A 12,292-nucleotide genomic window follows, 5' to 3' on the forward strand; every position below is an offset into this window, starting at 1 on the left:
GCGGCCTACCGGCCGGCTTGAGTGTTGAAGTGCAAAATCAAAAGCTAAAGCGGGCACGGTCCACTGTAGGAGCTGGCTTGCCGGCGATGGCATCACCTCGGTGTGTCTGGAAGACCGAGGTGTCTGCATCGCCGGCAAGCCAGCTCCTACAGAAGAGCAGCTCTGCTTTCGCTCTGGTTTTTGATTTGGCTTTTAACACTCAGTCGGCTCTCAGGCCGCCGTGCTCTTGCTTTTGATCTTGCTCTTGCTCTGACTGCCCCAATAAGCCCGAGGCCGAACGCAGGTATTGCGGAGCGGGTAAACCGGCAGGACGCCGGTTTAGGCCCGCGGAGTAATGCCGGAGTGAGGGAACGCCGAGCCACAGCGATGCGCCGACAGGCGGGGCAGAGCCCTAGTGAGATGGTCAGCCCGGCACGGTCCCCTTGGGACATCCCACCCGACAAGCGATCTCACTGCCACCCGCTGGTGCATGCTCTTGATTGCATGCAGCTTTTTGTAGCGAGGAAGCTCGCTCCCGTTGACCCGCATGGCAGGCCAAACAGCCTAATCAATAGCAAGCTAGCTAATTGGCGCATTAATTGCCTTGAAATATGGCAATTAGACATCAGTCCCGGAGTCCGCCATGAGCAGCCTGTCGAGCAGCACGATGCAGTTATCTTCCGCCGAGAAAAGCTGGCTGCCCTGGTGGGGCAAGACCGGCAAGTTCGCCATGGGCTGGTCCTGCCACCTCAACCGCGCGGTGTACCCGGTGATGGAGCAAACCTTCGAGGCCATTGCCGAAACCCGGGTCAAACTCCTGCAAACCTGGACCCGCGAACAATGGGAACACCTCAACGAACTGGCGACGACACTGGCCCGCGATTCCGTGCTGACCGACAACAGCCTGCTGCTGGAAAAACTGCACCAGGCCGGGGATTTCTCCGAGCTGTTTATCGTCGACCCAAAGGGCGAACTACTGGCGAGTACCTGGAGCCAGGCCAGTCACCGCGCGCTCAATCAACAAGCCCTGGCCGCCGGGCTCAAGGCGCCATTCCTCCACGGTCCCTACAGCGACCCGCTGACCTTGCAGATCGGCCCTTCGTCCTCGCGCTTCCATGACGAAGTGACCCTGATGTTCTACCAACCATTGACCCGCGAGGGCAGGGTGGTCGGCTGCCTCTGCGGTCGGGTGCCCAACGACATACTCGGGGATTTGATCCAGCGCGAGGCCGGGCATATCTTCCCCGAGTCCGGCGATAACTACCTGTTCATGGTGCAATCGCGCTTCGACCCGGCGCTGCAGCCGGGCATTGCGCTGTCCCGCTCACGCTTCGAGGACGGCACCTTCACCCACGGTGAAAATCTCAAGAGCGGCGTGCACACACCCTGGAAAACCGTACAGATCCAACGCCACACCGAGCTGGAATTGCGGTTTATCGACCCCGCCACCCAACAACTGCACCCCGGCGTGCGGGAAACCATCCGCAAGGGCTCGAACCTGTTTGTCACCTATCCCGGCTATTCCGACTACCGTCACATCCCGGTGGTGGGCAAGGGCGTGACCTTCGAACTGCCGGGCTCGCCGGATCGCTGGGGCATGATGTGCGAGGCCGACCTGGAAGAGGTCTACCGCCGGCGCTCCCTGAGCCACGGCTTGATGAAGCCCTATCTGGCGACCATGGCCGGCCTGTTTGCCTGCAACTTCCTGGTCCGTCACTACAGTGGCTTGCCCGCCGCCTGGACCGATGCGTGCGAGGTGCTGAGCATGGTCGTCGCGGCCTTGCTGTTCAGCCGCCTGGGCCCCAGGCGCCTGGCCGCACGCCTGAATGAAATGACCGAGGTCATCCGCACCATTGCCGAAGGCGAGGGCAACCTGCGCCAACGCCTGGACAGCGGGCGCATGGTCAACGACGAAACCGGCGACATGAGCCGCTGGATCAACAGCTTCATCGACCGCCTGGATTCGGTGGTCGGCCAGGTGGTCAAGGCCAGCCACAGCGTTGGCAACACCAACCAATTGATGCTCGGCCGCAGCGAGGCGGCCGGGTTGATGTCCCATGAAGTGGCCGACGCCACCCACCGCATGATGATCATCGTTGAAGAGCAACTGGGAGAAATCCAGCAAGCCTCGGTGAGCGCCGAGCAAATGAAGCAGGCCATGGACGAGGTGGTCAGCCGGGCCCGCGAGCAATTCCTCGCGGTACAGGTCGGCACCCAGTCGATTCGCGATGTGGTGCAGCGCTCCTCGGAAAGCGTGCAACTGCTGGACAGCCGCATGGCACAGATCAGCAACATCACCGGGTTGATCAGCGACATCACCAACCAGACCAACCTGCTGGCCCTGAATGCGGCCATCGAAGCGGCGCGGGCGGGCGAGCATGGCCGCGGTTTTGCGGTGGTGGCCGACGAAGTCCGCACCCTGGCGTCACGCACTTCCAAGGCAGCGGAAGACATTCGCCAGATGGTCGAGGGCCTGCAAGGCGAAACCCGCAAGGCCGTAGGCTTCATGGAAAACGGCGTGACCAACGTCGACAGCAGCCTGCGCCTGGCCGAGGACGCCTCCTCGGAGAACGTGCACCTGCACCAGGCGGTGGAGAGCATGTTCAGCATCATCCAGCAGCTCAACGCCCGCAGCCTCGACTATGGCAAGACCATCAAGCAGGTCAGCCACTCTTCGGAGCAAATGCGCCTGACCGTAGGGGTGTTGCAGACCAGCGCGGAAACCGTGCGGGTCAATGCCAACAAGTTGCAGAAGCTGGTGGGGTTGTTCGAAGTCAGTGAGGCTGCGGCCTGACCAGGCTGCGCTTATCCAGCAGCAGGCGCTCCAACTCCTTCATCGGCAAAGGCCGGCTGAACAGATACCCCTGGATCTGATCGCAGCCGGCTTCCCGCAGAAACTCCAACTGCGCCTGGGTTTCCACGCCTTCGGCCACCACTCGCAGCTTCAGGCTGTGGGCCAGTTCGATGATGGTGCGGGTGATAGCCGCGTCCTGCGGGTTGCTGGTGACTTCGCGGATAAACGCGATATCGATTTTCAGCGTATCGATCGGGAACCGCCGCAGGTAGGCCAGGCTGGAATAGCCGGTGCCGAAGTCGTCGATGGAGATCTTCACCCCCATCGCCCGCAGGCGCTGCAAGCTGGCGATGGTGTGCTGGGTGTTCTCCATCAGCGAGCCTTCGGTCAATTCAACTTCCAGCCAATGCGCTTCCACGCCGGCCTGGGCGAGGGACTGGGCGATATCGGCAATCAGGTCACCCTCGATCAATTGATGCCCTGAAACGTTGACCGATACCTCCACCGCGCCCACCGTGCCGGATTGCCAGGCAGCGATCTGGCGGCACACGTTGTCGATCACCCAACGCCCGAGCGTGACGATCAAGCCCTGGCTTTCCAGGATCGGTATGAAGACCGCCGGAGAGACTGCGCCGTAACCGGGCCGGTCCCAGCGCAGCAGGGCCTCGAGGGCGCACACCTGACCGTTGGCCAGTTCGACCTTGGGTTGGTAATGCAGCACGAATTCTTCGCGCTCGACAGCCAGGCGCAGGGCTTTTTCCAGGTCCAGGCGCGCCAGATCATGCACATTCAACCGCGAGGACTCATTTTGGTGGTGTTGAAGTTGCTGCTCCAACAACTGGCTATGGTTTTTCAACCGATCGCCGTGGGCCTTGAGCCGCAGCAGGTTGCGTACCCGTAGCCACAACTCGACCCGCTCCACCGGCTTGCTGATGAATTCTTCAGCACCGGTTTCCAGGCCACTGAGCCGCGCGCTGGACTCACTCAATGCCGAAAGCATGATGATCGGAATGTTCGCCGTGGCCTGGTTGCCCTTGAGCTGGTTGGCCACTTCATAGCCGTCCATCCCCGGCATCATGATGTCCAGCAGGATCAAGTCCGGCGGCCGTTGCGCCACCAACTGCAAGGCTTCTTCACCGCTGGCGGCGCTCACGGTCTGGTAACCCTCGTGGCGCAGCAGGGTTTCCAGCAGCTTGCGCACCTGGATTTCATCATCAACGATCAACAGCGTTGCGGGTTGGCTGGCCATGGAGAGGACTCAAGTCGAGGGAGTAATGTTCTTTTGCAGCAGCGTGTCGATCACCTGGTACAGCTCTTTGTAGCGCAGGGGCTTGATGATGTAGGCATCGCAGCCGGCCCGCAGGGTCTTGTCACGGTCTTCCTTCATGGCCATGGCCGTCAGGGCGATCACCGGGATGTGCGCGGTATGAGGGTCCTGCTTGAGCAGTGACGTGGCTGCCAGGCCGTCCATGCCCGGCAACTGGATGTCCATCAGGATCAATGCCGGTTGTTTTTCCCGGGCCAGGGTCAGCCCGGTCTCGGCATCGGCGGCCCACAACACGCTGTGGCCGGCGTTCACCAGCAACAGGCGGGCGAGGCGCATATTGGCCTCGTTGTCTTCGACGATCAGGATTTCGGCCATGGGGCCTCCGCATCTGCGGCACGGTGCAGCGGCAGCCACACCACAAACCGCGCGCCTTCGCCTTCGCGGCTGGCCACGGCGACACTGCCGCCGTGCAGGTCGGTGAGTTGCTTGACCATCGCCAGGCCCAGGCCCGTGCCTTCGAATTTGCGCGCCAGGCTGCTGTCGATCTGGCTGAAGGCCTTGAACAGCTTGCTCATGTCGTCCCGGGCGATCCCGATGCCGGTGTCGCTCACGCTCAATTCCAGGAACTGTTGATGTTCGCTGGGCTGCAGGGCAAAGCCGTGGGTGGGCCAGTCGCCGGGAATCTGCCCCACTTGCCCACGATTCACCTCGCGCACCGAGAGCGTCACCGAGCCGCCGTGCTCGCTGAACTTCACCGCATTGGCCAGCAGGTTGTAGATGATCTGCTTGGTCTTGCGCAGGTCCAGTTCCAGCGCGCCGAAGTCGTCCGGGCTTTCGAGTTTCAACTGGATGCGCTGCAATGCGGCCTTTTCCCGCACGATCAGCAGGCTGTTGGCCAACAAACCCGCCAGCTCCACGGCTTCCAGTTCCAGGTCCATCATGCCGGCCTCGACCTTGGACAGGTCGAGGATGTCGTTGATCAGCGACAGCAAGTGCTGGCCGCTGGTGAAGATATCGCCGATGTACTCGCGCTGGATATCGCTCATGTCGCCCACCAGGCCGTCCTTGAGCGCCTCGGAAAAACCGATCACCGCATTCAGCGGCGTGCGCAGTTCGTGGGACATGGTGGCGAGGAATTCGGACTTCATGTGGCTGGCGTGTTCCAGCTCCAGGTTCTTCTCTTCCAGGGCGCGCTCAAAGCCTTTGCGTTGCGCCTCTTCCTGCTTGCGCGCGGTGTTGTCGGTGCCGATCAGCAGGTAGCCGATGATCGCGTCGTTGCGGTTGCGCAGGGCGGTCACCGACACCATGGCCGACAGGCGACTGTTGTCCTTGCGGATATAGGTCAGTTCGTAAATGTCTTCGATGCCCCGGGAGGCCTTGAACACCAGGGCCTCAAAGCCCGGCGTGATCGGTGTGTCCAGTTCCAGGCTGAGGGCAGCGGCGCGGGTGATCAGCTCGGCGGGGTCGGAAATGTCGGCCGGTGTGACGCGGTTCAGCACATCGGCGGCGGCGTAGCCAAGCATGCGTTCGGCGCCGACGTTGAAAATCTGGATTACGCCTTTTTCGTCGGTGGCGATGCTGGAGAAGTAGGCGCTGTTGAAGATCGCATCTTGCAAGGCGCCGGCCTTGAGCAGGGTTTTCTGGCGTTTGAATTCGACGATTTTTTCAGCCCGGGATTGCGGCTCCGCCGGGCTGTCGACTGAAGAGTTGTCCATCGTGCAGTGTTCCGTGAACTTCAGGCCCGACGCTGCCAAAGGCGGCGCCGCAGAGCATGCTCACAGAAGATCGCGCAGGCGCGATGAGGAGGAGATGAGGTCTTTGGACGATAGCAGATAAACCGCAACCGACAGGGATCGTAGTGGCCAAACGCGGTGTTATTTTTTGAAAAACACTCAATCGGATAGGTGAAGGTGGAAAAACGGCGGTTTTATCTGCAATTAGTCACTCCAGGTCGCTGTATGAACATTTATTCATCAGGTGAAACGTTTAATCAAACGATAAACGGCTGACGCAAGCGCTTGCGTAAGCAAATGTATCTGATTAGAGTCGGCAGCAATCAGGTATGCCGATGACTGCCATCGGCAAACGCCCGAACACAACAATAATAAAACCAGGAGCTCAGTCGTGAGCCTTGAACCCTTGCTTGAAATGCAGGGCATCAGCAAGACCTTCAACGGTCTGCGGGTGCTCAAGAACGTCAGCCTGAAGGTCTACCCCGGTGAAATCCACGCCTTGATGGGTGAGAACGGCGCCGGCAAATCGACCTTGATGAAGATCCTCTCCGGCGCTTACCAGGCCGACGACGGCGGCACCATCCGCATCGATGGCCAGCCCGTCGCCAGTTACAACCCAGCCTCCGCCAAAGCCCTCGGCATTGCCGTGATCTACCAGGAACTGAGCCTGTGTCCGAACCTCACGGTGGCCGAGAACATTTACCTGGGCCGTGAACTGCGCCGTGGCTGGACCATCGACCGCAAGGGCATGGAAGCCGGGGTGGCCGAGGTGCTGGCAAGGCTCGGTGCGGAGTTCCTGCCCACCACCCGCGTCGCCAGCCTGTCCATCGCCGAGCGCCAACTGGTGGAAATCGCCCGGGCCTTGCATGCCCACGCAAAAATCCTGGTGATGGACGAACCCACCACGCCGTTGTCCTCCCGGGAGACCGACCGCCTGTTCGCGCTGATCAAACAGCTGCGCAGCCAGGGCTTGGCGATCATCTACATCAGCCACCGCATGGCGGAAATCTACGAGCTGTCGGACCGGGTCTCGGTACTGCGGGACGGCGAGTACGTCGGCGAACTGGCGCGGGACGTGCTGTCGGCCGAAGTGCTGGTGAAGATGATGGTGGGCCGCGACCTGTCAGGTTTCTACAAGAAGGAACATGCGGCCTACGACCCCGGCCAGGTGGTGATGCGCGTGCGCGACATGGCCGACGGCAAGCGCGTGCGCAACTGCAGCTTTGACCTGCACGCCGGTGAAGTGCTGGGCATCGCCGGCCTGGTGGGCGCCGGGCGTACCGAACTGGCACGGCTGATCTTTGCCGCCGACCCACGCACCTCCGGCACCCTGGAGGTGGTCGGCAAAACCGTGACCCAACTGCGCAACCCGGCGGATGCGATTCGTGCCGGTGTCGTCTACCTCACCGAGGACCGCAAGGCCCAGGGTCTGTTTCTCGACATGAGCGTGGCCGACAACATCAACGTCTGTGCGTGTGTGCCGGATGCCCATGCCGGTGGCGTGCTCGACCGTGGCCACGCCGCACAACGCTCACGCGATGCGATCAAGTCCCTGTCGATCCGCGTGGCGTCGGGCAAGGTCAACGTCGGCGCGTTGTCCGGTGGCAACCAGCAGAAGGTGCTGCTGGCACGGCTGCTGGAGGTCAAGCCGCATGTGCTGATCCTCGACGAGCCCACCCGTGGCGTGGACATCGGCTCCAAATCCGAGATCTACCGCATCATCAACCAGTTGGCCAAGGCCGGCGTAGGCATCGTGGTGATCTCCAGCGAACTGCCGGAAATCATCGGCACCTGCGACCGCGTGCTGATCATGCGCGAAGGGCAACTGGTGGCCGAAGTGGGCGGGGCATCGGGGCTGGATATTTCCCAGGAGGCGATCATCGACCTCGCCACCGGCAGCGAACAGGTGGCCGCCCATGGCTAATTCAACGACAAGCGGGAGCAACACCATGACTGTGGCAACGATCGGCAAGGCTGAGCGTATTCGCGAACTGATGCGCACGGTGGGCATGTTGCCGGTGCTGGTGCTGCTGCTGGTGGGTTTTGCCCTGGCCAGCGAAAACTTCATGACGGTGCAGAACCTGTCGATCATCACCCAGCAGGCGTCGGTCAACGTGGTGCTGGCGGCGGGGATGACCTTTGTGATCCTCACGGCGGGCATCGACTTGTCGGTGGGAGCGATTCTTGCGGCTTCGGCTGTGGTTGCGTTGCAAGCGTCGATGTCACCGCAGTTCGGCATGTTCGGGATTGCCGCCGGGGTTGGCTTCGGCCTGTTGCTGGGCCTGGTCAACGGCGGCCTGATCGCCTTCATGCGCCTGCCGCCGTTTATCGTCACCCTCGGCGCGCTGACCGCCATGCGCGGTTTGGCTCGTCTGTTGGCCGACGACAAGACCGTGTTCAACCCTGATTTGCCGTTTGCCTTTATTGGCAACGACTCAGTACTGGGCGTGCCTTGGCTGGTGATCATCGCGGTAGCCGTGATTGCGCTGTCGTGGTTCATCCTGCGGCGCACGGTGATGGGGGTGCAAATCTACTCCGTGGGCGGCAACCCGGAAGCGGCGCGGCTGTCGGGGATCAAGGTGTGGAAGGTCCTGCTGTTCGTCTATGCCATGTCCGGTGCGTTGGCCGGGTTGGGCGCGGTGATGAGCGCGTCACGCCTGTTCGCCGCCAATGGCCTGCAGCTGGGGCAATCCTATGAGCTGGATGCGATTGCCGCAGTGATCCTCGGCGGCACCAGTTTTACCGGCGGCGTCGGCACCATCGGCGGCACGCTGATTGGCGCGCTGATCATCGCGGTATTGACCAACGGCCTGGTGCTGCTGGGCGTCTCGGATATCTGGCAGTACATCATCAAGGGCATCGTGATCATTGGCGCGGTAGCGCTGGATCGCTATCGCCAGTCCGGTGCGCGGACCTGATTTCACTCAAACAACAATCACAAGAGAGTCATCATGAACTTCAAACGCATGTTTCCTGTTGTCGCCTCCCTGGGCGTTGCCGTGTTGATGTCCCAGGCGGTGCAAGCCCGTGAACTGAAAGCCATCGGCATCAGCATGGGGTCCCTGGGCAACCCGTATTTCGTGACCCTGGCCGACGGTGCCACGGCGCGGGCCAAGGAGCTGAACCCGGCGGTGAAAGTCACCTCGGTGTCGGCCGACTATGACCTGAGCAAGCAGTTCTCGCAGATCGACAACTTCATCTCGTCCAAGGTCGACCTGATCCTGCTCAACGCCGTCGACCCGTCGGCGATGGCCTCGGCGATCAAGAAAGCCCGTGATGCCGGGATCGTGGTGGTGGCCGTGGACGTCGACGCCAAGGGCGTGAATGCCACGGTGCAGACCGACAACGTCGAGGCCGGCAAGCTCGCCTGCCAGTTCATCGTCGACAAACTGTCGGGCAAGGGCAATGTGATCATTCAGAACGGCCCGCAGGTCACCGCCGTGACCGATCGGGTCAAAGGCTGCCAAGCCGCGCTGGCCAGCGCCCCGGAGATCAAGGTGCTGTCGGACGACCAGGACGGCAAGGGCTCCCGCGAAGGTGGCTTGAACGTGATGCAGGGTTACCTGACGCGCTTCCAGAAAATCGACGGCCTGTTCGCAATCAACGACCCGCAAGCCATCGGCAGCGACCTGGCGGCCAAGCAACTGAAACGCAGCGGCATCATCATCACCTCCGTGGACGGCGCGCCGGACATCGAGAATGCCCTGAAGACCGACACCCTGATCCAGGCCTCCGCCAGCCAGGACCCATGGGCCATGGCCCAGACCGCCGTCAATGTCGGCAATGACATTCTCAATGACAAACAACCCGCCGAAGCGGTTACCCTGCTGGCGCCAAAATTGATAACCCGCGATAACGTCGGTTCCTACGCCGGTTGGTCAAGCAAGCATTAAAAGCACCCAGGAGTGAGCACCGTGGCAACCATGGAGGATGTGGCAAGAATTGCAGGGGTGTCGACGTCGACGGTTTCCCACGTCTTGAACGGCACCCGCAAGGTCAGCCCGGACACGGTGCAAGCGGTGCAGGACGCGATCCGGCAGGTGGGCTACATCCCCAACACGCTGGCGCGTTCCCTGGCGCGGTCCACCACCAATACGATTGGCGTGGCGATCTCGGCGCTGTCCAACCACTACTTCAGTGAAACGGTGCACGCGATTGAAACCGAGTGCGCCAAGCACGGCTACATGATGTTGTTTGTCGATACCCACGACGATCCCGAACAGGAACTGCGTGTGGTCACGGCGCTGCACCATCGGCGGGTGGACGGCATTCTGCTGGCGCCGTCTACCGGTTCGCTGGCCCTGGAATACCTGCAGGCCAATCAAGTGCCGGCGGTGCTGGTGGACCGGATGATGTGTGATCGTTTCGATCAGGTCGGGGTGGAAAATACCCTATCTACCCAGGCTTTGGTGGCGCACTTGATCGAGCATGGCCACCGGCGCATCGGCTTTATTTCCGGGCGGGCGGGGCTGGGCACTTCCGATGAGCGCGTGGCCGGCTATCAAGCCGCGTTGCAGGCGGCAGGGTTGGTGTTTGACCCGCAATTGCTGGTCAACGGTGGTTCCAGCAGCGAGCCGGCACGGCAAGCGACCGCGCAGTTATTGGCCCTGGCAACACCGCCCACGGCAATCATGGCGGGCAACAACCTGATGACCCTGGGTGCGATGCACGCCTTGCGTGATGCGAATATCGACGTGCCCGGGCAGATGGCCCTGGTGGGCTTCGATGATTTTGACTGGGCGGATTTCTTCGTGCCACGCCTGACCCTGATCGCACAGCCGGTCCAGGAACTCGGCGCCCGGGCGGTCAACCTGCTGCTTGAGCGCATGGCGTCGCCCAAGCGTAAAACACACAGCGTGCGGCTCGCGCCCACCCTGAAGATTCGTAACTCATGCGGCTGCCCCTGATATGAACAACGCGGTTTCCCTTGGCATTGATCTCGGCACTTCGGAACTCAAGGCGATCCTGATGGACGCGCAAGGCAACGTCCTCGCCCATACGGGCGCGCGGCTGACGGTCTCGCGCCCGCATGCAGGCTGGTCCGAGCAGGCGCCTGAGGATTGGTGGCAAGCATGCCTGAAGGCCCTGGACCAACTGCGCACTGATCAGCCGGATGCCTACGGCCGTGTCGGCTGCATCGGGTTGTCCGGGCAGATGCACGGGGCGGTGTTGCTGGGGCAAGACGACCGGGTGTTGTACCCGGCGATTCTCTGGGATGACTCCCGTGCCATGGCCCAGGCAGAAGCCTTGGGCAGTGAGTTTGCCGACGTCACCGGCAGCTTGCCGATGGCCGGTCTCACGGCGCCCAAGCTGCTGTGGTTGCAGGAGCATGAACCGGCGGTATTCAGCGCCATTGATTGCGTGCTGTCGCCCAAGGATTACCTGCGCCTGCGCTTGAGTGGTGAGCGCGTGAGTGATGTGTCCGATGGTGCGGGGACGCTGTGGCTGGATGTGGCCAACCGTGAATGGTTTGAACCGATGCTGCAGGCCACGGGTTTGCGGTTGGCGCAGATGCCACGGCTGGTAGAAGGTGGCGCGGCCAGTGCTTGTTTGAATGCGGCTGCGGCGGGGCGACTGGGCTTGGCCGAGGGCCTGGTGATTGCCGGCGGTGGCGGGGACAACCCGGTGGCGGCGGTGGGCATAGGGGCGGTGAATGCGGGGGATACGTTTATCACCCTCGGTACGAGTGCGGCCATCGTGGCGATTACTGATCACTCGGCGGGGAATCCGGCGAGTGCGGTGCATAGTTTTTGTCATGCGTTGCCTAATCGCTGGTACACCATGGGCGCCATGCTGGCCGGGGCCAGTTGCTTGCGGTGGGTGACGCGGTTGACGGGGTCGGTTGATGAGCAGGCGTTGCTGGATCGGGTGCAGGCCGAGTGGCCGATCGGGCAGGGCGTGCCGGTTTCCAATCCGTTGTTTTTGCCGTATTTGGCGGGGGAGCGCACGCCCCATAACGACCCGTTGTTGCGGGGTGGTTTCATGAGCCTGGGGCATGACTGCACGCCGGCCATGCTGGGGTATGCGGTGATGGAAGGGGTTGGGTTCGGGTTGCTGGATGCATTGAATGCAGTGCAGTCGGCCGGGGCCACGGTGGGGGCTTGTGCGTTGGTGGGTGGTGGGGCGCGCAGTGAGTATTGGGCGCAGTTGTTGGCCAATATTCTTGGGCGGGAGATTTATACGTTGCATGGCAGTGAGTTGGGGGCGTGTATTGGTGCAGCGAAGTTGGGGTTCCTGTCGAGCGGCCAGGGTGCGGCGCTCTTGCAGGCGGGGATGCCGGTGAAGCAACGGTTTTTCCCGGACGGCGCTCAACAGGCTGTTTTGCAGGCGCGATATTTGAAGTTTCGGGGGTTGTTGGGGGCGGCTAAGGCTTTGCACGATTAGGGAAGTTTTGGGTGTATATCCGTTATTTGGGTAACGGCTGCTATTGGTTCCGCTCTTACAGCGGCTCACTTTTGAACAGCGCAAAAGTAAGCAAAACGCTCTTGCCCCACCACTCGGCACCTCGCTTAGGCTCGG

9 protein-coding genes are annotated in these 12,292 nt (G+C 61.9%); 6 read left to right on the forward strand and 3 right to left on the reverse strand.

Annotated features, from left to right (window positions below):
* Window positions 1–2,137: 2,137 nt before the first annotated feature.
* Complete coding sequence (locus tag ACIOMR_RS30145; RefSeq protein ID WP_371132487.1) at window positions 2,138–2,773, forward strand: methyl-accepting chemotaxis protein; 636 nt, start codon at window positions 2,138–2,140, stop codon at window positions 2,771–2,773.
* Here the strand turns inward: ACIOMR_RS30145 and ACIOMR_RS30150 are convergent.
* Genes ACIOMR_RS30150 through ACIOMR_RS30160 form a run of 3 tightly spaced genes read right to left on the reverse strand, consistent with a single transcriptional unit; the run spans window position 2,754 to window position 5,755 of the window.
* Window positions 2,754–4,022 (reverse strand): EAL domain-containing response regulator, encoded by a 1,269-nt coding sequence (locus tag ACIOMR_RS30150; protein ID WP_003209700.1) that lies wholly within the window; start codon window positions 4,020–4,022, stop codon window positions 2,754–2,756. The two genes, ACIOMR_RS30145 and ACIOMR_RS30150, sit on opposite strands and share 20 nt — an antisense overlap.
* 9 nt (window positions 4,023–4,031) lie before the next feature.
* Window positions 4,032–4,415: a response regulator gene (locus tag ACIOMR_RS30155; RefSeq protein ID WP_008430409.1), complete on the reverse strand. Its 384-nt coding sequence runs from the start codon at window positions 4,413–4,415 to the stop codon at window positions 4,032–4,034.
* Window positions 4,400–5,755: a HAMP domain-containing sensor histidine kinase gene (locus tag ACIOMR_RS30160; protein WP_087692323.1), complete on the reverse strand. Its 1,356-nt coding sequence runs from the start codon at window positions 5,753–5,755 to the stop codon at window positions 4,400–4,402. The genes ACIOMR_RS30155 and ACIOMR_RS30160 overlap by 16 nt, the downstream gene beginning before the upstream one ends.
* Window positions 5,756–6,164: 409 nt before the next feature.
* Between ACIOMR_RS30160 and ACIOMR_RS30165 the strand changes: the two genes are divergently transcribed.
* From ACIOMR_RS30165 to xylB, 5 genes are read left to right on the forward strand one after another with little or no spacing between them, the layout of a single operon-like run.
* Window positions 6,165–7,697: a sugar ABC transporter ATP-binding protein gene (locus tag ACIOMR_RS30165; RefSeq protein WP_003209705.1), complete on the forward strand. Its 1,533-nt coding sequence runs from the start codon at window positions 6,165–6,167 to the stop codon at window positions 7,695–7,697.
* A gap of 25 nt (window positions 7,698–7,722) precedes the next feature.
* Window positions 7,723–8,691 (forward strand): ABC transporter permease subunit, encoded by a 969-nt coding sequence (locus ACIOMR_RS30170; protein WP_003209708.1) that lies wholly within the window; start codon window positions 7,723–7,725, stop codon window positions 8,689–8,691.
* 33 nt (window positions 8,692–8,724) lie between these two features.
* On the forward strand, window positions 8,725–9,666 hold the full coding sequence (locus tag ACIOMR_RS30175; RefSeq protein WP_177054101.1) for an ABC transporter substrate-binding protein: 942 nt from the start codon (window positions 8,725–8,727) through the stop codon (window positions 9,664–9,666).
* 21 nt (window positions 9,667–9,687) lie between these two features.
* Window positions 9,688–10,680 carry a LacI family DNA-binding transcriptional regulator gene (locus tag ACIOMR_RS30180; RefSeq protein WP_177009862.1) on the forward strand — a complete coding sequence of 331 codons (993 nt, stop codon included), beginning with the start codon at window positions 9,688–9,690 and terminating at the stop codon, window positions 10,678–10,680.
* 1 nt (window position 10,681) lies between these two features.
* Window positions 10,682–12,157, forward strand: a complete 1,476-nt coding sequence (xylB, locus tag ACIOMR_RS30185) for a xylulokinase (protein WP_401198055.1) — start codon at window positions 10,682–10,684, stop codon at window positions 12,155–12,157.
* Window positions 12,158–12,292: the final 135 nt, after the last annotated feature.

Origin of the sequence: Pseudomonas sp. NPDC087814 (genome assembly GCF_044742865.1) — a bacterium.
Taxonomy (GTDB): Bacteria; Pseudomonadota; Gammaproteobacteria; order Pseudomonadales; family Pseudomonadaceae; genus Aquipseudomonas.